Consider the following 2,318-nt stretch of genomic DNA (forward strand, 5'->3'; position numbering starts at 1 on the left):
TACATGCTGTGGGACGCGGCGCCGGTCGTGACGATCACGGCGGAAGTCCTGGAGGCCGTCGAGGCGCAGGCTGAGCCGGTCGGGGTGGTGGTCCGTCCCGGCGACCCGGCGTACCTGATCTACACCTCCGGCAGCACGGGCCGGCCGAAGGGCGTCGTGGTCACCCACCAGGGGCTGGCCAACCTGACCGCCTTCGAGCACCGCGACGTGATCGGCCCCGCGGCGCGCCGGGCCGGGCGGCGGCTGCGGGCGGCCCTGGTGGCGGCGCTGTCGTTCGACGGCTCCTGGGACCTGGTGCTGTGCCTGGTGGCCGGCCACGAGCTGCACGTGCTCGACGACGACGTGCGCCGCGACGCGCAGGCCCTCGTGCGGTACGTGCGCGAGCGCGGGATCGACCTGCTGGAGGTCACCCCCTCCTACGCCGAGCAGCTCCTCGCCGAGGGGCTGCACGGGCCGTCGACGCTGCTCATGGGCGGCGAGGCGATCGGACCCGGGCTGTGGGCGCGGATCGGCCGCGACGAGGGCATGACGGCGTGGAACTTCTACGGGCCCACCGAGTGCACAGTGGACTCGGTGGTCGCCCCGGTGACCGGTGACCGGCCGGTGATCGGTCGGCCGGTGCCGGGCACCCGGGCGTACGTGCTGGACGAGTGGCTGCGCCCGGTCCCGATCGGGGTGCCGGGCGGGTTGTACCTCGCCGGCCCGCAGGTGGCCCTCGGGTACTGGAAACGGCCGGGCCTGACGGCGCAGCGGTTCGTCGCCGACCCGTTCGGGACCGAGGGCGAGCGGATGTACCGCACCGGCGACGTGGCCCGGTGGATCGGTGACGGCCGGCTGGAGTTCCTGGGCCGGGCCGATGACCAGGTGAAGATCCGCGGGTTCCGGATCGAGCCCGGCGAGGTGGCCGCCGTGCTGGCCGAGAGCCCGCTGCTGCGCCAGGCCTCGGTGGTGGCCCGGGACGGCCGGCTGGTGGCCTACGTGGTGCCCGCCGGCGGCCCGCCCGACGCCGCCGAGCTGCGCCGCCACGCCATGACGAGGCTCCCCGACCACATGGTCCCGGCGGCGTTCGTGACGCTCGACGCGCTGCCGCTGAGCCCCAACGGCAAACTCGACCGCCACGCCCTGCCCGACCCCGCGGCCGAGCACGTCCCGGTGGGTCGGGGCCCGCGCGACGAGCGGGAGGCGGCGCTGTGCGGGATGTTCGCGGAGCTGCTCGGTCTCGCCGCGGTCGGGATCGACGACGGCTTCTTCACCCTCGGCGGGCACTCGCTGCTGGTCACCAAGCTGGTCAACCGGATCCGCGGCGACCTGGGCGCCGAGGTGAGCGTCCGGACGGTGTTCCAGGCGCCGACCGTCGCCGAGCTCGCCGCGCAACTCGCCACGGCCCGGGCCGCCCGTCCCGCGCTGCGCCGGATGACCGACCCGGCGATGACCTGAGGAGACCCGTTGATCCCGTTGTCCTTCGCACAGCGCCGGTTGTGGTACCTGAACACCCTCGAAGGGCCGAGCGCGACCTACAACATCCCGGGTGCGCTGCGCCTGCGGGGGCCCGTGGACCGGTCGGCCATGGCCGCCGCGCTGGCCGACGTCGTCCATCGGCACGAGGCTCTGCGGACCGTCTTTCCCGACACCGGGGGAGAGCCGTATCAGCACGTGCTGGGCATCGACGAGGCCCGGCCGGAGCTGAAGATCGCCGACTGCGCGCCCGGTAACCTGGCGGCGCTGGTCAGCTCGGCGGCGACCGAGCCGTTCGAGCTGGCCGGCCCGCGGCCGCTGATCCGCGCGACGCTGTTCGCGCTCGGCCCGGACGAGCACGTGCTGATGATCGTGATGCATCACATCGTCGGCGACGGCTGGTCGACGGCGCCGCTGCTGCGCGATCTCGCGCAGGCATACACGGCGCGCCGCGACGGGCGGGCACCGCGGTGGGAGCCGCTCCCGGTCCAGTACACGGACTACACGCGGTGGCAGAGCGAGCTGCTCGGCCGGGCCGACGACCCCGGCAGCGTGCTGGCCGGCCAGCTGGCCTTCTGGGCCAAGGAACTGGCGGGGGCGCCGGAGTGTCTGGCCCTGCCGACCGACCGGCCGCGGCCGCAGTTCGCCTCCTACCGCGGCGACGCCGTCTCCTTCGCGGTGGACGCCGACGCCCACGCGCGCCTGGCCGACCTCGCCCGCCGCGGCCGCGCGACCCTGTTCATGGTGCTGCACGCCGGGCTCGCCGTGCTGCTGAGCCGGTGGGGCGCGGGCCTGGACATCCCGGTCGGGTCACCCCTCGCGGGCCGCACGGACGAGGCCCTGGACGACCTCGTCGGGTTCTT

The 2,318-nt window shown here is 74.8% G+C and carries 2 protein-coding genes; both read left to right on the forward strand.

Translation table 11 applies throughout. The features are described from left to right. The coding region (locus ACGFI8_RS47940; RefSeq protein ID WP_392815801.1) for a non-ribosomal peptide synthetase at positions 1–1,437 on the forward strand (1,437 nt) is incomplete at its 5' end. Between the two features lie 9 nt (positions 1,438–1,446). Then, the coding region (locus ACGFI8_RS47945; protein ID WP_392815803.1) for a condensation domain-containing protein at positions 1,447–2,318 on the forward strand (872 nt) is incomplete at its 3' end.

The organism is Dactylosporangium sp. NPDC048998, assembly GCF_043197855.1.
Taxonomy (GTDB): Bacteria; Actinomycetota; Actinomycetes; order Mycobacteriales; family Micromonosporaceae; genus Dactylosporangium.